General features: G+C 44.2%; 21 protein-coding genes. 13 read left to right on the top strand and 8 right to left on the bottom strand.

Features of this window, described 5'->3' with window-relative positions; all coding sequences use genetic code 11:
- The first annotated feature begins 28 nt into the window (after positions 1-28).
- Positions 29-463, top strand: coding sequence for a DUF5392 family protein (locus NSQ12_RS19375; protein ID WP_003244359.1), 435 nt, complete (start codon positions 29-31; stop codon positions 461-463).
- Here NSQ12_RS19375 and NSQ12_RS19370 read toward each other — a convergent pair.
- The 3 genes from NSQ12_RS19370 to NSQ12_RS19360 form a co-directional block, all read right to left on the bottom strand.
- Positions 460-591 (bottom strand): hypothetical protein, encoded by a 132-nt coding sequence (locus tag NSQ12_RS19370; RefSeq protein WP_003227748.1) that lies wholly within the window; start codon positions 589-591, stop codon positions 460-462. The genes NSQ12_RS19375 and NSQ12_RS19370 overlap by 4 nt on opposite strands.
- A gap of 158 nt (positions 592-749) precedes the next feature.
- Entirely contained in the window at positions 750-1,268 is a 519-nt protein-coding gene (locus NSQ12_RS19365; protein WP_015714857.1) for a DUF5362 family protein, read from the bottom strand.
- The gene (locus NSQ12_RS19360) at positions 1,265-1,756 is read right to left on the bottom strand and encodes a GNAT family N-acetyltransferase (protein ID WP_072173812.1); all 492 of its coding nucleotides are present in this window, start codon (positions 1,754-1,756) and stop codon (positions 1,265-1,267) included. The genes NSQ12_RS19365 and NSQ12_RS19360 overlap by 4 nt, the downstream gene beginning before the upstream one ends.
- A 140-nt stretch (positions 1,757-1,896) precedes the next feature.
- On the opposite strand from NSQ12_RS19360, the gene spoIIQ reads away from it, so the two are divergent.
- On the top strand, positions 1,897-2,769 hold the full coding sequence (spoIIQ, locus tag NSQ12_RS19355; RefSeq protein WP_014481160.1) for a stage II sporulation protein spoIIQ: 873 nt from the start codon (positions 1,897-1,899) through the stop codon (positions 2,767-2,769).
- 110 nt (positions 2,770-2,879) lie between these two features.
- Positions 2,880-3,302, top strand: a complete 423-nt coding sequence (locus NSQ12_RS19350) for a VanZ family protein (protein WP_003227753.1) — start codon at positions 2,880-2,882, stop codon at positions 3,300-3,302.
- A 40-nt stretch (positions 3,303-3,342) separates the two neighbouring features.
- Here NSQ12_RS19350 and bcrC read toward each other — a convergent pair whose 3' ends face one another.
- From bcrC to amtB, 3 genes are all read right to left on the bottom strand, one after another.
- A complete protein-coding gene (bcrC, locus tag NSQ12_RS19345; protein WP_015714854.1) occupies positions 3,343-3,924 on the bottom strand; it encodes an undecaprenyl-diphosphate phosphatase BcrC in 582 nt (193 codons plus the stop codon).
- A 181-nt stretch (positions 3,925-4,105) separates the two neighbouring features.
- Entirely contained in the window at positions 4,106-4,456 is a 351-nt protein-coding gene (locus NSQ12_RS19340; protein ID WP_003221829.1) for a P-II family nitrogen regulator, read from the bottom strand.
- A gap of 11 nt (positions 4,457-4,467) precedes the next feature.
- Entirely contained in the window at positions 4,468-5,682 is a 1,215-nt protein-coding gene (gene amtB, locus NSQ12_RS19335; protein ID WP_015251031.1) for an ammonium transporter AmtB, read from the bottom strand.
- Between the two features lie 281 nt (positions 5,683-5,963).
- Here amtB and NSQ12_RS19330 point away from each other — a divergent pair, with 281 nt between their 5' ends.
- From NSQ12_RS19330 to NSQ12_RS19310, 5 genes are all read left to right on the top strand, one after another.
- A complete protein-coding gene (locus tag NSQ12_RS19330) occupies positions 5,964-6,428 on the top strand; it encodes a hypothetical protein (RefSeq protein ID WP_072173785.1) in 465 nt (154 codons plus the stop codon).
- A gap of 183 nt (positions 6,429-6,611) precedes the next feature.
- A complete protein-coding gene (locus NSQ12_RS19325) occupies positions 6,612-7,181 on the top strand; it encodes a hydrolase (protein ID WP_003227761.1) in 570 nt (189 codons plus the stop codon).
- Entirely contained in the window at positions 7,181-8,539 is a 1,359-nt protein-coding gene (locus NSQ12_RS19320) for an MFS transporter (RefSeq protein WP_080530095.1), read from the top strand. The genes NSQ12_RS19325 and NSQ12_RS19320 overlap by 1 nt, the downstream gene beginning before the upstream one ends.
- A 178-nt stretch (positions 8,540-8,717) precedes the next feature.
- A complete protein-coding gene (gene pucI / locus NSQ12_RS19315; RefSeq protein ID WP_003243156.1) occupies positions 8,718-10,190 on the top strand; it encodes an allantoin permease in 1,473 nt (490 codons plus the stop codon).
- A 105-nt stretch (positions 10,191-10,295) separates the two neighbouring features.
- On the top strand, positions 10,296-11,702 hold the full coding sequence (locus NSQ12_RS19310; protein ID WP_032722677.1) for a right-handed parallel beta-helix repeat-containing protein: 1,407 nt from the start codon (positions 10,296-10,298) through the stop codon (positions 11,700-11,702).
- A gap of 92 nt (positions 11,703-11,794) precedes the next feature.
- On the opposite strand, the gene NSQ12_RS19305 is transcribed toward NSQ12_RS19310, so the two are convergent.
- On the bottom strand, positions 11,795-12,985 hold the full coding sequence (locus NSQ12_RS19305; RefSeq protein ID WP_032722676.1) for an MFS transporter: 1,191 nt from the start codon (positions 12,983-12,985) through the stop codon (positions 11,795-11,797).
- 21 nt (positions 12,986-13,006) lie between these two features.
- On the bottom strand, positions 13,007-13,420 hold the full coding sequence (locus tag NSQ12_RS19300; RefSeq protein ID WP_032722675.1) for a MarR family transcriptional regulator: 414 nt from the start codon (positions 13,418-13,420) through the stop codon (positions 13,007-13,009).
- 224 nt (positions 13,421-13,644) lie between these two features.
- On the opposite strand from NSQ12_RS19300, the gene NSQ12_RS19295 reads away from it, so the two are divergent.
- The 5 genes from NSQ12_RS19295 to flhP all read left to right on the top strand — a co-directional run bounded on the left by NSQ12_RS19295 (position 13,645) and on the right by flhP (position 17,035).
- Positions 13,645-13,755, top strand: a complete 111-nt coding sequence (locus NSQ12_RS19295; protein ID WP_010886628.1) for a protein usd — start codon at positions 13,645-13,647, stop codon at positions 13,753-13,755.
- 14 nt (positions 13,756-13,769) lie between these two features.
- Positions 13,770-14,051, top strand: a complete 282-nt coding sequence (spoIIID, locus tag NSQ12_RS19290; protein ID WP_003221804.1) for a sporulation transcriptional regulator SpoIIID — start codon at positions 13,770-13,772, stop codon at positions 14,049-14,051.
- A 165-nt stretch (positions 14,052-14,216) separates the two neighbouring features.
- The gene (mbl, locus tag NSQ12_RS19285; RefSeq protein WP_003227776.1) at positions 14,217-15,218 is read left to right on the top strand and encodes a cell shape-determining protein Mbl; all 1,002 of its coding nucleotides are present in this window, start codon (positions 14,217-14,219) and stop codon (positions 15,216-15,218) included.
- Positions 15,219-15,380: 162 nt separating this feature from the next.
- The gene (flhO, locus tag NSQ12_RS19280) at positions 15,381-16,193 is read left to right on the top strand and encodes a flagellar hook-basal body complex protein FlhO (RefSeq protein WP_032722674.1); all 813 of its coding nucleotides are present in this window, start codon (positions 15,381-15,383) and stop codon (positions 16,191-16,193) included.
- A gap of 32 nt (positions 16,194-16,225) precedes the next feature.
- Entirely contained in the window at positions 16,226-17,035 is an 810-nt protein-coding gene (gene flhP, locus NSQ12_RS19275) for a flagellar hook-basal body complex protein FlhP (RefSeq protein ID WP_032722673.1), read from the top strand.
- Position 17,036: the final 1 nt, after the last annotated feature.

Raw genomic sequence — 17,036 nt, 5'->3', positions numbered from 1 at the left:
GAAACATCAAATAAAGGGGGAGGATTACATGAACTTTTACAGAGTCGAACAAATGCCGGGGTTCATCAAAACAGAAATGCAAAAAATTCAAAAGGCCGTACAGCCTTTCATGAAAAAAACCGTCATTTACCGTTTTCTTGCTATTCCGCTTGCTGCATTCTCTCTCTTTAATTTAGCTGCTTTTCTATTTCATGCTTCAGCTGACAGGGAGTCCCTGATCAGCGCAGGCATATTCGCCCTTTTGGCGGCGCTCGGGCTCGCATTTTTTAAAGAGGCAGGCTATCAGCATAAACAAATCCAAAAAACGGTTCACATCTATATGCTGAACAGGATCAAAAAGAGCGAAATCCTTTCAGAAGAGCGGAAAAGCTCCTACGCACGACAAATAAAGGAAGAGCCTTTTGCGATGCGGAGTTTTGTTGAATTTTTGACTGAGGAAGACAGACGCAAAAAAATGTATTAAAGAAGATCTGCACCCGGATTGTTGAGATTTTCCAGACGATCCGGGTGTGTTTTTTTGCATGCAGACACCCGAAATAAAAAGTGCGGTTTCGGATTGATTCCGACTTCATCCGTTTTTTTGATATTCATTTCTGGGTAACAGCGTTGCTTTGTTGATTTCCTCTACTAGAGATGTCTATTGTATGCTTGCTTCAGGATTTGGTGTTTACGCCGGCCTGCTTTGAATAGTCAAATAAAATAGGCATGGTTCCGTTTATATGGAACTCATGCCCTGTCCTGTCTCATCATTATTCAAACACCGGATCATCCTCATAATAATAAGAATCCGGATCATCATACGAAGGCGTGTTCTCAAAAGCAGCAATGCCGATTACCACCAGCACGAAAATGGCTACAATGATCCCGATCAGGACAGTAACGATACTGGATGCTGCATAAAACAGCTGCATTTTTATAAATGTCCCGTAATTTTCAAGCATGCTTTCGCCAGCGCTGCCGGTTAGATTTCCTTCGGCTTCCGCGGCTGCTTTTGCTGAGCGCATCAAAAATACGCCTGAAATAATGAGCAGTACGCCCGGAATGGCGCCAATCACTGTCATCAAAACAGAAAGAGTGACAAGCGATCCCATAATGATTAACAAGATGCCAGAAATTTTGCCCCACTTGGCAATGTCGGATAGCGACTTGACAGCAGAGGCACTCAGCTGGCGGGTCTCCTGCTCAACAGGTGCAGTCTCCTGTTTAACAAGGCTATTTTCTTCATTATGATTTTCAATTTCGTTTTCATCTTTATCCAGACTAATCATGAAAGCTCTCTCCCTAAAATTTTTAAATCGTATCTTTTCCCGTCCATTTCGGCGATGCCGGGGAATAGTCCCCATTCTGCAAACCCGTGCTTTTCAAACAGCTTCAGGCTTGGTTTATTATGCCCGAAAATGAAGGCCATAAGTGAGCGGATGCCAAGATTCGGGGCAATGCGGAGCGCTTCTTGAAGCAAATATGATCCAACACCTTTGCCGCGGCATGCTTCGTCAATGTATATGCTGACTTCCGCTGTTTTATTATAGGCTGGCCTTCCATAAAATGTTTCAAAGCTGATCCAGGCAGCGACGTTTCCGTTTTCATCCTCGGCCACATAGAGCGGACGTGCCTCTGTATGTCCCGAAAACCATTCCATCCGGTCTTCAGGAGTTACCGGTTCGGTATCGGCTGTTACCATTCGAGAAGCAATCGTTGAATTATAAATCGCAACAACAGCCTCCAGATCTTTATTTTCAGCAAGGCGCAATGTCATGTTCATACGTTTTTGGCACTCCTCTCAAAAAAATACATATTTTCGTTCAGTCTGTGCAAACTACATCTAAAAAAGTTTTTTTGGATAGGTTGTATATATTTTCAGAAAAGTGTTCAGAATGTTGCTGAGGTGATGAAACAATGAGAGAGGAAGAAAAGAAAACTTCTCAAGTCAAAAAACTTCAGCAGTTTTTTCGTAAACGCTGGGTGTTCCCTGCAATTTACTTAGTCAGTGCGGCCGTCATTTTAACAGCTGTCCTTTGGTATCAATCAGTATCAAATGATGAGGTAAAGGATCAGTTGGCTGATAACGGCGGAAACTCCGCATATGACAACAACGACGATGCAGTTGAAGTAGGAAAGTCAATGGAAAATGTCGCAATGCCAGTTGTTGATTCTGAAAACGTTTCTGTTGTGAAAAAGTTCTATGAAACCGATGCCGCAAAAGAAGAGAAAGAAGCAGCACTCGTTACCTATAATAACACGTACAGCCTAAGCAAAGGAATTGACTTAGCTGAGAAAGACGGAAAAGATTTCGATGTCTCTGCTTCTCTGAGTGGTACGGTTGTTAAAGCTGAAAAAGATCCAGTGCTGGGATATGTTGTGGAAGTAGAACATGCCGACGGTTTATCGACTGTGTATCAATCTCTTTCCGAAGTAAGCGTTGAGCAAGGTGACAAAGTAAAACAAAATCAAGTGATCGGAAAATCTGGCAAGAACCTTTACAGTGAAGACAGCGGAAACCACGTGCACTTTGAAATCCGTAAAGATGGGGTCGCAATGAATCCGTTAAACTTTATGGACAAACCAGTTTCTTCTATTGAAAAAGCAGCAGCTGCTGAAGAAAAAGCTGCCACCCAAGAAACAGAAGAATCCATTCAGCAATCTTCCGAGAAAAAGGACGGATCAACTGAAAAAGGAACAGAAGAAAAATCCGGTGAGAAAAAGGATGATTCCACTGACAAATCTGGTTCCAAAGAAAGCAGCACAACAGAAGACACTGAACAGTCTTAATGAAGAAAACGTCTATCCTTGTGATGGGCGTTTTTTTCTGTTACTTTTTGCTTTGTTTTACCGTCTATGTAGTTACATGTAGGCACGTACGTTATATAGGAGGTTATGTCATGAACCGCCTATTGCTCGCAGGCTGGATCTTTTTTATCCTGCTTTCTGTCTGTACGGAAAGCTTCAGCGGCATGGTCGTATCGCAAACGGTGGCTTTTCATTTTCAGCCGCACCCTGATCTGTCTCAATTTTTAGTTATGGATTTTACTGAGCTTACTGTACCTGAAGCGTTTATTCAAAAAATCGGGCACGCGTTTTCCTTCTTTGTGCTGACATATTTGCTGTGGAAACAGCGGGGCAGCATAAGATCAGCTGCAGCCGGCTCGTTCGCATTTGCTTTTTTCACAGAAGTTCTTCAGCTCTTCTTCAGCAGGAATGGTTGTATCCGGGATGTGCTCATCGATGCTGTTGGTATTGGATTGTTTTATGGTTTATATGTGTTGGCGAAGCGAAGAAAACAAGAGATGTATGAGAAATATTAAAGCCGGCTGTCTTGATTTCAGACGCCGGCTTTTGTCTTTCTTAGAAATTTTGATCGGTTGGTTTTTTCGTCAGTTTATTGATAATGGCTTCATAGATCCTCACGATCAAATCGACGAACGGGCGAAGCAGATCTGAAAATCTAAAGAAAAGGAACCCGATAATGATGGCGACAACGAGGCTGCCCAATACATCTACCGGATAGTGATGTCCCACCCAAATTCTCGAAAATCCTGTCAAAAGCCCAAAAATGACAAGCGGCCAGCCGATTTTGCGGTTTCTGAAAAGCATCGCAATAGAAATCGCTAATGCACCTGTCGTGTGGTCACTTGGAAATGAAGCATCCGCAGCATGCGGAATCAGTGTATGCACTGTATGCGCAACGAACGGGCGCGGTTCGAAATAAACAAGCGTAATCAAATAGTTGATCACAAGGCCTGCAATTCCTGTGATGCCTGCGTATAGCACATGTTTTCTGCTTTGTGTGTTCCCAAACAGCCAGATTGCCAATAGGATAAGGGCATAGGCGACAATGGCATATTCCGTGATGAAGACCATAATGGAATCGAGAACTGAATTGTGATGAGATAGTCCATGGATTGCTTTAAAAATTTCGTAGTTCAAATAATCACCTTTTACATTTTTATATTTAGTAGACTAATCTTACTCATGAAAAGTTTCAAATAAAAATAGAGATTGTCTGAAATAACGGCGCTTGAAGAGAATTCGAAGAGGAATCGCGGTTTCTGGGGGGGATTCTGTGCACAAAAAAAGAGATCCGGAGTGTCCGAATCTCGTACCGATATTAAAGTGCTTCAGGTCCTTCTTCGCCTGTGCGGATGTTGATCGTATTGCTGATTTCATAGACAAATATTTTACCGTCACCCGGTGATCCCGTTTTCAGCACCCTTTTAGCGGTCTCAGTCACTTGATCAACAGGAACCTTGCTGACCACAATTTCTATTTTTAAACGTTCGTATACATTGCTTTCTATTTTTACCCCTCGATAGAGCTCCGTATGTGCTTTTTGAAGGCCGCAGCCGTGTACATTGGAGAAAGTCAGAGAGGTCACTCCGATTTTTCCGAGTTCCTGCTTCAGCTTTTCAAAATTTGCCGGACGCGTTACAATTTCTACCTTGAACATTTGACCGCTCATAGCGTCACTCCTCACATAGAATCTTGATATGCTTTTTCCCCGTGCATCGTTAAGTCAAGCCCAAGTGACTCTTCTTCTTCAGTTGCACGAAGGGGAAGGAAGAGGCTTACAAATTTAATAATAACGAAAGTGACAATAAATACAAAAACATAAGTGGCGGCGATGGCGACGATTTGTTTCCAGATTAAGCTTGCATCACCGTAAAATAACCCATCTGCGCCCGCTGAGTTAACAGAGGTTGTTGCGAATAATCCTGTTGCGATTCCGCCCCATGTGCCGCCGATCCCGTGCAGGCCAAAGGCGTCAAGCGCGTCGTCGTATCCGAATTTCTTTTTAAGCGAGAATACTCCCCAGAAACAAACAGCTCCGCCGATGATGCCGATAATAATGGAAGCGAACGGTGTGACAAATCCGGCAGCCGGCGTAATGGCGACAAGCCCGGCGATTGCGCCAGATACCGCTCCGAGCATTGTCGGTTTTTTGTTAATGATCCATTCTACTAAGATCCAGCCGGCGATCCCGGCTGCAGCTGCGGTGTTTGTGTTGATGAACGCGTACATGGCTACACCATCTAAAGTCAAAGCGCTGCCGACGTTAAAGCCGAACCAGCCGAACCAAATCAAAGCTCCTCCTAAGAAGGTGTAAATGAGGTTATGCGGAGAAGACGCTGTGCCGTCTTTCCGTTTGCCTAGCACAATGGCAAGAACAAGTCCTGCCACACCGGAGGAAATATGAACAACATTGCCGCCAGCGAAATCGAGCGCTCCAAGCTGGCCGATCCAGCCGCCGCCCCATACCCAGTGCGCTACGGGTGTGTAAACCAAAGAGGCCCATAAAACCGAGAATAAAAGAAAAGCGCCGAATCGCATCCGCTCTGCGAAAGCCCCGGAAATAATCGCTGTAGTCAGAACGGCGAACGTCATTTGGAACATCATAAATAACGAGTGGGGAATGGTATCGCTGTAATCTCCCGGATCAAATCCGACCCCTTTGAGGCCTGCCCACTCCAGCCCGCCGATGATTGAATTGCCTGGTGCGAAGGCAAGTGTATATCCGAACAGCACCCAAACGATGGAAACGATGGCAATGGAAGAGAAACTGTGCATGGCAGTGCTCAGCACATTTTTGCTCTTTACCATTCCTCCATAAAATAACGCTAATCCCGGGGTCATCAGCCACACGAGTAAAGCGCAAAAGAACATAAAAACTGTATCGCCCATTTGCATGTCTCATTCCTCCGTATCTTTCAGAATAAAAAGCAATTATTATATTTCTTCATTATATAGAAAAAAGAATGATAAAACATTTTCATGTAAGATTTCCTGACATGGTTTTTAAGGAATGTTATCGAGGGACGGAAAGAAAGGAGAACGGCATTTTTTACGATATAAGACTTTGTATCTATAAAAGAAGCTATTCATATGAGCTGAAAAGGGAATTGACATTAATTAGAATACTATATACTGTATTAAGTGTACTATATCAAATAATACACTAAGGGGGATGTATGATGAAGAAAGGCGGCAGGCTGAGGAAAGCGGTACGCAAGTCGATTCCCGCGACGTTCCGATTGTTTTTAGCCTTTAATTTTTTCGTGTACGGTCTGGCGAAAGTGGTAATTGGCCAGTTTGGCGAGGTGACGCCTGAAATCGAGGCGGCTGCCGGGAAGGGGTTTACGATCGCGTGGACATTTTTCGGTTATTCTCATGTCTATGAACTGTTTATAGGTTTTGGTGAAATCCTGGCAGCTGTTTTATTACTGATTCCGCGAACGGCTGCATTAGGGGCGGTTATTTTTATGCCCATTATTGTGAACATCGTCTTGATTAACTATTGTTTTGATATTGGCGTGCAGGATCTTAGCACGATATTAATGGTTATGTGTCTTATCCTGCTTTGGATGGACCGCCGCAAATTCATGGGCATTTTCAGGCAGGAACCGATAGACAGCAGGCAGGTGATGAAGCGATGACGCCCCTTATGATTACAGTGCTTGCCGGTTTGTTCGTATGCACAACCTGTTACTACTACATAAAAGAAAAATCATGAGAAAACGTTCCTTCTGAGAATTTCACAAGCATCATAAAAGAACTTAGGCAGTGTGAAGAGTAAAATATGCAATGTGAGAAACACTAACAGTATCAGGAGGAGACGTATGATGAATACACTCAACATTGATTTTCAAAAAACAGCATTGGTTATCATTGATTTACAAAAGGGGATTGTGCCGATTGATCAAAGCGGCCAGGTTGTCCCGAACGCGAAAAAGCTCGTAGATGAATTTCGGAAACATAACGGGTTCATCAGCTTTGTAAATGTGGCCTTTCATGATGGAGCGGACGCCCTGAAGCCGCAAACGGATGAGCCTGCGCAGGGAGGTTCAGGGGAAATGCCGGCGGACTGGGCCGAATTTGTTCCGGAAATCGGTGTGCAGGATGGCGATTATACTGTGACAAAACGGCAATGGGGTGCTTTTTTTGGCACAGATTTAGACTTGCAGCTGAGACGTCGCGGCATTGATACGATTGTATTGTGCGGCATCGCAACGAATATCGGGGTGGAAAGCACAGCACGGGAGGCATTTCAGCTTGGCTATCAGCAGATTTTTATTACAGATGCCATGTCCACATTTAGCGATGAAGAGCATGAAGCCACACTGCGCTTTATTTTCCCGAGAATCGGTAAATCGCGGACAACGGAAGAGTTTCTGGAACAAGTGAAATGATGTTATCGAAAAAAAGCCGAGCTGTTTTTTTAACAGCTGTGGCTTCGGGAACAATGCTGAATCCGCTGAACTCGTCTATGATCTCTCTTGCGCTCCATAGCATCCAGCATGAGTTTCACCTCTCGTTTACAACGGTTTCCTGGCTGATTTCCTCGTTTTACTTGGCGAGTGCCGTAGCGCAGCCCGTAACGGGAAAGCTCGGTGATTTGATTGGGCGGAAACGCTTGTTTTTATTCGGGCTTATTCTTGTTGCGGTTTCTGCCATCGGGGCGCCGTTTGCGCCGACGTTTATGACATTATTGGTCATGCGGCTGTTTCAATCGGTGGGGAGCAGTGCGATTTATCCGTCAGGTGTCGGCTTGATTCGGAATCATATTCATGAGCGCCAAGCTTCAGCCTTGGCTGTACTCTCTATTTTTGCGTCCGCCATGACGGCGCTGGGGCCGACAGTCGGCGGGTTTTTGATTGTATGGGGAGGCTGGCCGGCGATCTTTATCGTTAATTTGCCGTTTATTATCCTCAGCTTCTTATTGGGCCTGTATATGTTCCCGAAAGATCAGAAAAAAGGGGCAGGAATCAAAACCATTATTCGGCAGCTCGACATTCTTGGAATTGTTTTATTTGCCGGGGGAATCATTTTCCTTCTATCCTTTTTGCTGTCGTTCAGCACGTCGCCGCATGCGGTTGAAGGTGTGCTTGGCTTGCTTCTGCTCTGTGCGTTTGTCTGGCGCGAGCTGAAAACGGATAAGCCGTTTATTGATGTCCGTCTGTTTAAAACACAGCGAAACCTGTCAGCCGTGTATGTTCAGTTTATTTTATTGAATGTTTTCTTCTATTGTTTATTTTTTGGTCTGCCAAGTTACTTTCAGGATGAAATGCATCTTTCTGTTCAAACGAGCGGCCTGTTTATGCTGTTTATGTCTGGAATGAGCATCGTTGTGTCACCTTTAACTGGCAAATGGATCGACCGATCTGGTGTCGTCAAGCCGATCTTTGCGGGAGCGCTTTTGATGACGGCTGGAGCCGTGCTCTTAACCATCTTTTTTATCAATGTCGAGACCATTGGGAAAGGCCTCATTCTATCGCTCTTGGGTATAGGCTACGGACTGGGAAATGTCGCGCTTCAGGCAGCGATGCTGAAAACGAGTCCTTCCAACATGGTAGGAACGACTTCAGGCCTGTTTCAAACCTGCCGTTACCTAGGATCGATTTTGTCTTCGGTGATCCTTGGCATTCTTTTTGGTAAAGAAATCACGGCAGCCCATTTTGATATGATGGGAATCATTATGATCATAGCGGGCGGAGCAAGCCTGTTAATGGCTGTGAGATTTGCTGCATTAATGAAAACTGCATCTTAAGAAAGAGACGGGCTCTGAGGTCTGTCTCTTTTTCTTGTTTAAGCTGTTCAAATACAAACGGGAAAATTGTATATCATAGCCAGTGTTATTGTCTGACTCTTCAGTTATATTAAGTGACATCTAATGTCAAAAAACATAACGTGATGACATATAGACAATATGGAAAGGGGAGCCGGCTATGAAATTAAAAGAGAGTCAGCAGCAATCCAACAGGCTGAGCAATGAAGATCTGGTGCCTTTGGGACAGGAAAAACGGACGTGGAAAGCAATGAACTTTGCCTCCATTTGGATGGGATGTATACATAACATACCGACCTACGCGACCGTGGGAGGATTAATTGCGATCGGCCTTTCGCCTTGGCAGGTGCTGGCGATCATTATTACGGCATCACTTATCCTATTTGGCGCTCTTGCCTTAAACGGCCATGCGGGGACAAAATACGGGCTGCCGTTTCCCGTGATCATTCGGGCTTCTTACGGGATATACGGCGCGAATATCCCCGCGCTTCTAAGGGCGTTTACAGCTATCATGTGGCTTGGCATCCAGACCTTTGCGGGTAGCACGGCACTGAACATTTTGCTTTTGAATATGTGGCCAGGCTGGGGAGAAATTGGCGGCGAGTGGAACATTCTCGGCATTCACTTGTCCGGTTTGCTTTCCTTTGTATTCTTTTGGGCCATTCATTTACTCGTATTGCATCACGGCATGGAGTCGATTAAACGTTTTGAGGTGTGGGCAGGGCCTTTAGTGTATCTGGTATTTGGAGGCATGGTATGGTGGGCCGTTGATATTGCCGGAGGATTGGGCCCGATATACTCTCAACCAGGAAAGTTTCATACGTTTTCAGAAACATTCTGGCCGTTTGCTGCCGGAGTTACTGGCATCATCGGCATCTGGGCGACATTGATCTTAAATATACCTGATTTTACACGGTTTGCTGAAACACAAAAAGAGCAAATCAAAGGACAATTTTACGGCTTGCCGGGAACGTTTGCGCTGTTCGCATTCGCAAGTATTACGGTGACCTCCGGCTCGCAGGTCGCGTTCGGAGAGCCGATTTGGGATGTTGTCGATATTTTGGCGCGGTTTGATAACCCTTATGTCATCGTCTTGTCCGTGATCACACTCTGCATCGCCACGATCTCTGTAAATGTCGCGGCGAACATCGTATCGCCCGCTTATGATATAGCGAATGCCCTGCCGAAATATATCAATTTCAAACGTGGCAGCTTTATCACAGCGTTGCTCGCTTTATTTACGGTTCCATGGAAGCTGATGGAGAGCGCGACAAGCGTGTATGCGTTTCTTGGCTTAATAGGCGGCATGCTTGGACCGGTGGCAGGCGTGATGATGGCCGACTATTTTATCATTCGCAAACGTGAGCTCTCGGTAGATGACCTGTATTCCGAAACAGGACGGTATGTGTATTGGAAGGGCTACAATTACCGTGCGTTTGCAGCCACAATGTTAGGAGCGCTGATTTCGCTGATTGGCATGTATGTTCCTGTATTGAAGAGCTTATACGATATTTCTTGGTTTGTAGGTGTGCTGATTTCCTTTCTTTTCTACATTGTTCTGATGCGTGTTCACCCGCCTGCATCATTGGCAATTGAAACAGTTGAACATGCGCAGGTCCGCCAGGCTGAATAAGATCTATTTAGACGGTATATTTTCATATTTTTGAAATGGTTTTCCATAAATAGAACATTTATAATGGTTTTAGAAATCTATTCTAAAACGAAATGGGAATCGAAAATGAGAAAATGGTATTTTATTCTTTTGGCGGGTGTTTTAACGTCTGTCATCCTCGCTTTCGTTTATGATAAGACAAAAGCGAATGAGGAAGGATCTGGGGATTATCTGTATGTTTCGCCAAATGGCAGTGATCAAAATGAAGGAACAAAAGAAAAGCCGTTTCGTACATTGGCACACGCATTTGAGAAGGCTGCTGCCGGCACAACTGTCATGATTCGGGAGGGCACGTATCATGAGACCCTTGATGTAAAGCACAGCGGTACGGACGGAAAGCCTATCACATTCCGAAACTATGAAAATGAAAACGTCGTGATTAGCGGTGAATCCGTTGCGAACGCTGAATATGAAACACCGCTTATTCGTATTCACGATAAACATGACATTGCCATCAGCGGTTTAACAATTCAAGATCTTTCTGTTTCATCTGAGGAAGCAACTGCTATAGGGATTTATGTATCAGGGTCCAGCAGTCATATCGCCATTAAGGATAATCACATCCGGGGTATTAAGACAACTGCGGATGAAGGAAATGCTCACGGAATCGCAGTTTATGGGACTGGCAGCATGAAAGACATCCGAATCGAGGACAATACAGTTGAGAAACTGACGCTTGGAGCGAGTGAAGCAGTTGTGCTGAACGGTAATATCGACGGCTTCACAGTTGCAGGCAATGTGGTCCGCAACAATAACAACATCGGGATTGATCTAATTGGTTATGAGGGAACCGCGGATAAAAACGATTACGTGCGAAACGGAGTCGTAGAAAACAATACAGTTTATCAAAACTCGACTTACGGCAATCCTGCTTATGGAGATGAATACTCAGCGGGCGGGATTTATGTCGATGGAGGACACGATATCGAAATTAAGAACAACACAGTTTACGATAACGATATTGGGATTGAAGCAACGTCTGAACACAAAGGAAAGTATGCAAATGCCATTCAGATCACTGACAACAAAGTGTACAACAATGCGTACACCGGTATTTCAATCGGAGGATATGACAAAAAGCGGGGCGGCACCAGCAATTCTCTGATTGCCCGCAATATTATGTACCGGAATGACACAAAGGGACTGTACGGCGGACAGCTGCTGCTGCAGTACGATACGAAAAACAACACAATTGAAAAGAATATATTGACGGCCGGTGATTCCAGATTATTTATCGGAAACGATTTTACAGAAAATGAAGGAAATACGGTCAATCATAACGTGTACCACAAGGAAGCGGATCAAGACGGCATATGGATGTGGAAAAAGAAAGAATATGATTCATTTTCTTCGTATCGAAAAGCAACAAAAAACGATCAGCAATCCATTTATGCCGATCCGATGTTTCGTGATGAAGCGTCCTATGATTTTTCGTTAGATCCTGATTCACCTGCGCGGCCTGTCATTGAATAATTGCCATAAGCGGCGTTCTCTCGTTCAACTGAGAGGGACGCCGTTTTTTATATGTAAAAAAGACTGCCGGGATTTCCCGGCAGTCTGACAAGTTATTCTGCAATAGACACTTTTCCTTCAGTCTCAGCAGGTTTTTTCTGGCTCCACGTGTAGAGAAGCAGGGCAATTAAAACGAACAGCCCCGCTGTTAAATAAATGGCAGAGAAGCCGGCAGATGCTACAAACAATCCGAATACATAAGATCCTACAGCAATTCCGCTGTCAAAGAAGGTAAAGAACGTTGCCGTTGCAAAACCGGAGCGGTGAGCCGGAGATTTCTGAATCGCCAATGTTTGCATGCAAGGAACGATTGATCCGTAGCCAAGACCGATAACCGCCCCTGAAAGCAGAAGCATTAAGCCGCTATGTGTGAAGGACAGCATGCAGAGTCCAACAGAGAAAATCAGGATTGATGGATAAATGACAATGCCCGGTCCGACTTTGTCGAACAATTTCCCTGTGAACGGGCGTGCAATCATCATTGTCACCGCAAAACAAACAAAGAAATATCCGCTGATATCCGAAAGGTCAACTGATTTGGCGAATACAGACAGATATGATGTGACTGTTGAATAACAGAAAGAAATAAACAAACCGACCGTCGCAATTTTGAGTGCGCCCTTTTCAAACATATCCGAGAACGCAAAACGGAATACAGTCGTACCGCTGTCCTTACTTTGCGGCACTTTTATCAAGAACGAAACAAGTAAGCCCGCAACCATAAACAGCGCAAAGGCTGTAAAGAATACAGGAAAGCTTACCACTCTCATCAAATTCAGACCAAGGAAAGGCCCGATCGCCATAGCGAGGTTCATAGACATGGCAAAGTATCCAAGCCCTTCACCGCGCCGTTTGGCTGGAATAATATCAGCGGCAATTGCACCTGTAACAGTCGTTAAAATGCTGAACCAAATTCCTTGGAAGAACCGCAATCCGAGCAGCAGGGAAAAGTTATGAATCGGCATATACAGAAAAGATGATAGGGCGAAGAGCGCCATTGATACAATCGCCATTCTTTTCTTCCCGAAACGCTCAACGATGGCTCCGGAGAAAGGCCGTGTAATGATCGCAGACAGAAGGAACAGGCTGATTAAAAGCCCGCCTTGTGATTCTGTGCCGCCAAGCTCTTGCAGCGTATAGATCGGCAATACAGTTAAAAATGTATAAAAGAACACAAACACAAATAAATTGACAAGCAGGACCATAATAAAATCCTTGGTCCATATCGCATCCGCTTTTTTCAAATGTATGTCACTTCCTTATTTTCATTGTTGTAAAAACATGCGGAAAAAATGAGAAAAAGCTTCTTTATCTTCATCCCGGAAATCTGCAAGCAGCTCTTCCTCGAATTTCAGCATTTTCACATTGATTTCTTCGTATTTTTTCTCGGCTTCTTTTGTGAGGACAACAAGTTTTTCCCGTTTGTCTTCACCTTGCCGTCTCTGAACCCAGCCGTTCTCCTCCAGGCGTTTGATCGTCCGAGTCACAGTCGGCGCTTCCACATTTAAATAGGACCAAATCTCTTTTTGAGTCATTGGTCCGATCGTACGCAAACAATATAAAACTGACCATTGAGATGAATAAAGGCCGAATGGCTCTAGCTGTTCATTGGCTTTCTTGGCAATCAGGCGGGCGCTTTGGTTGATTTGATGAATGAGGTGTCTGTTGACGTAGGACATGTCGGTCTCCTTCTAAAAAACTTACCTAAGTAACTAATTGCTTATTTCATTTTACAGGAGCGATCAATAGTTGTAAAGATGAAAATTTAGTGACGCGAAATAGTTTGCTGAATCTGAAAAAGTTTGTTTCACCCCTTGTCCTTATTGAGTTTTTAGCATATTCCCAAAAGAATGCTAATACACTGTTACAAACCTAACAAAGAGAGTGTTTGAGGTGAGGGATCGTGGGCATATTTCACAAACTTACTTTTAAAACCATACAACGAAGAAGCGGCATAATGAACGACTCTTTACAGAATACGGATCTCATTTCACACTTCTCACATCCATTTTAGGGAGGTCGAGTGGTGTGCACGATTACATCAAAGAGCGAACAATCAAGATAGGGAAGTACATCGTGGAGACAAAGAAAACCGTTCGTGTCATTGCGAAGGAATTTGGTGTTTCCAAAAGTACAGTACACAAGGATTTAACAGAGCGTCTGCCTGAAATTAACCCCGACTTGGCAAACGAAGTGAAAGAAATACTCGATTATCATAAATCCATCAGGCATTTAAGAGGAGGAGAAGCGACAAAGCTCAAATATAAAAAAGATGAAATTCTCGAAGGAGAGCCTGTTCAGCAATCGTAATCACCTGGCATTGCCTTCTTGAAATCGTTCATAAAACATCCGCAAAAATTTGTAAAGAACTTATTGTGCTTCCAACTTTTTTTCTATATTTTATGATAATATATATAATTAGGGCACAATGTGGATATTTACTGTGAAACAGATTTTCAAGGAGGATATAAATAGATGTTTGCAAGGGATATTGGTATTGACCTCGGTACTGCAAATGTACTGATCCATGTTAAAGGTAAAGGAATTGTTCTGAATGAACCTTCCGTTGTTGCACTTGATAAAAACAGCGGCAAAGTGCTGGCGGTTGGAGAAGAGGCAAGACGAATGGTTGGACGTACACCTGGGAATATTGTTGCGATTCGCCCGCTGAAAGACGGAGTTATTGCTGACTTTGAAGTAACAGAAGCAATGCTGAAACATTTTATTAACAAGCTGAATGTAAAAGGCCTGTTCTCAAAGCCGCGCATGCTCATTTGCTGCCCGACGAATATTACATCCGTTGAGCAAAAAGCAATTAAAGAAGCTGCAGAAAAAAGCGGCGGGAAACATGTGTACCTTGAAGAAGAACCTAAAGTTGCCGCTATCGGCGCGGGTATGGAAATATTCCAGCCAAGCGGTAACATGGTTGTAGACATCGGAGGCGGGACGACGGATATCGCGGTTATTTCAATGGGCGATATTGTCACCTCCTCTTCTATTAAAATGGCTGGGGACAAGTTTGACATGGAAATCTTAAATTATATCAAACGCGAGTACAAGCTGCTGATCGGCGAACGTACTGCGGAGGATATTAAGATTAAAGTCGCAACTGTTTTCCCAGACGCACGTCACGAGGAAATTTCCATTCGCGGACGGGACATGGTTTCCGGTCTTCCAAGAACAATTACAGTAAACAGTAAAGAAGTTGAAGAAGCCCTTCGTGAATCTGTCGCTGTTATTGTTCAGGCTGCGAAACAAGTGCTCGAAAGAACACCGCCTGAACTTTCTGCTGATATTATTGACCGCGGCGTTATTATTACCGGCGGAGGCGCGCTCTTAAACGGCCTTGACCAGCTGCTTGCTGAAGAGCTGAAGGTACCGGTCCTCGTTGCTGAAAATCCTATGGATTGCGTAGCCATCGGCACAGGTGTCATGCTTGATAATATGGACAAGCTTCCTAAACGCAAACTAAGCTGATTTCACAAACCTCATTCTGAAAAAGAATGAGGTTTTTTTATGAAAAAGCCTTCACGAAAAGATGTTAAATGACGATAATAGGATAAAATACTGAGTTTTTATTATAGAACGAACGTTCCTATATGACAACTGGAAAAAATGCCATTTTTAGAGGTGGGAAATTTGTTAAAAGGATTATATACAGCAACATCCGCAATGATTGCCCAGCAGCGAAGAACGGAAATGCTTTCAAATAATATTGCTAACGCAAATACATCAGGATATAAAGCTGATCAAGGCTCGATGCGCGCGTTCCCTGAGATGCTGCTCAGCAGAATAGAATCAAAATCTCCGGCCGGGACATCAAGGACGGAAATCGGTTCCGTGAATACCGGAGTATATATGCAGGAGCTCAAGCCTCTCTTTACACAGGGAAGCCTGAAGTCCACAGACCAGCCTACAGACATTGCATTGATCGAAAATCAAGTTCCGATGAATGCGGAAACCAATGAAAAAGCTGCTCTTTTTTATCCGGTTCAAACAGCGGATGGAATCCGTTATTCAAAAAGCAGCACATTTTCACTAAATGAGAACAATCAGCTGACGATCAACGGACGCCCTATTTTATCGACGGATCGCCAGCCAATCACTGTTGATAATGAGAATTTCACTGTGTCTGAAAACGGTACTGTGACAACGAACGGACGCACAGCCGGCCAGATTGATGTCAGAATGGCGGAAGATGTCCGCAATCTCAAACGGGACGGAAATGATTTGTACAGCACGGCGGACGGTAATGATCTGCCAAGCGCAGCCGGAAATAATCAGGTATCCTATTTATTAAAACAAGGCGTCTCAGAGCTTTCAAACGTGGATGTGACAAGCGCCTATACAGAAATGACTGAAGCGTACAGATCGTTTGAGGCGAATCAGAAGGTTATTCAGGCTTACGATAAAAGTATGGATAAAGCAGCAAATGAAATTGGAAAAATTTAAGATAACGGAAGAAAAAACGGGGGACATCAACTATGCTCAGGTCAATGCTAACGGCATCAACAACCTTAAACCAGCTGCAGCAGCAGATTGACACAATCAGCAGCAACCTTTCAAACAGCAACACAACCGGCTATAAGGCAAAAGATACGAATTTTTCTGAGCTTGTCAGACAGCAATTCGATCAGGTTGATGAAAAAAACGAGGAAGTGGCAAAAGCCCGAAAAACGCCGCCCGGCTTGCGCCTTGGCGTCGGAGCGATGATGAATTCACGCCTGGTCTCTGATCAAGGAAGCATTCAGAAGACCGATCGCGATCTGGATATCGCATTTACGTCTCCATACCAGTATCTTCAGGTAAATGTAAATGGAAACCGCCAGTATACGAGGGACGGGGCGCTGTATGTAACGCCGTCCGCTGCGAATGCCAACCAGCTGCAGCTCGTCACTGGAAATGGGTATCCCGTACTTGATGAGAACGGCAATACAGTGAACATCGACAGCTCAATGAAGAATATCACCATCAATAAGAACGGTACCTTAACCGCATCTGACGGAAACGCGGTTCAGCGGTTTAATCTTGGCGTTGTCCAAGTGAATAACCCTCAAGAGCTGAAATCCGAAGGGAATAACCTTTTCTCTATTGATAATGCGGTAGCTTTTGAAGAGCTAAACGGCGCTAATAGACAAAACATCGGCATGCAGCAGGGCTCACTTGAGATGTCCAATGTCGATATTTCAGAACAAATGACAGATTTGATCACGTCCCAGCGTTCATATCAGCTGAACAGCAGAACGATCACAATGGGAGATCAAATGCTCGGTTTAATCAATTCAGTCAGATAAT

Origin of the sequence: Bacillus sp. PS95 (genome assembly GCF_037963565.1) — a bacterium.
Lineage (GTDB): Bacteria > Bacillota > Bacilli > Bacillales > Bacillaceae > Bacillus > Bacillus subtilis.
The sequence above is the reverse complement of the archived record's forward strand: the minus strand, read 5'-3'. Positions and strand labels throughout refer to the sequence as shown.